The organism is Vibrio sp. 704, assembly GCF_033339295.1.
On the sequence record NZ_JAWOUH010000979.1, the window covers coordinates 1 to 525 of the forward strand.

The window sequence follows — 525 nt, forward strand, 5'->3', positions numbered from 1 at the left end:
CTCTTTATTATCTATATGTAGTAATCAAAATGACGTCTAAAAAAAATCTGATCCTATCTGCCGGGCTGGCCGTCATTGGGGGAGTGCTATTCTCTCAATTCGCTATTCCACCAGCTTTGAGCTTTCTTATCGGTGTTGCCGCTACTGCTTTTCTATTTTCATTTTCGAGCCAAACACCTTCTATTCAACCAACGGAATCTGATCCTTCAACTAAAACGCTGTATGTCGGTAACCTTCCTTACAAAGCAAATGAGAGTCACGTTCGTGATTTATTTGCAGAGTATGGGCAGGTATTTGCTGTGCGCTTAATGAAAGATAAACGCACAGGTAAAAGAAGAGGGTTTGGTTTTGTCGTTATGGCCGCTGCTGATGCAGAACCGGCTATCGCGAAGTTAAATGAAAGGGAATATATGGAGCGAACACTTAAAGTTCGTATTGCTAACGATCCGAAACACCCAGATGGCGATAAATCTGAACTGGATTAAATCCTAATTTCGCCAGACAAATGTTCAGTGCATCTTCTTG

At 41.7% G+C, this 525-nt stretch carries 1 protein-coding gene; it reads left to right on the forward strand.

What is annotated here, in order from left to right:
- Positions 1–29: 29 nt before the first annotated feature.
- Complete coding sequence (locus tag R7R24_RS30210; protein WP_005480876.1) at positions 30–485, forward strand: RNA-binding protein; 456 nt, start codon at positions 30–32, stop codon at positions 483–485.
- Positions 486–525 lie beyond the last annotated feature (40 nt).

Bases quoted from the DNA above. Each gene is read 5' to 3' on its own strand.
- R7R24_RS30210 (WP_005480876.1), top strand. From the start codon at position 30: ATGACGTCTAAAAAAAATCTGATCCTATCTGCCGGGCTGGCCGTCATT.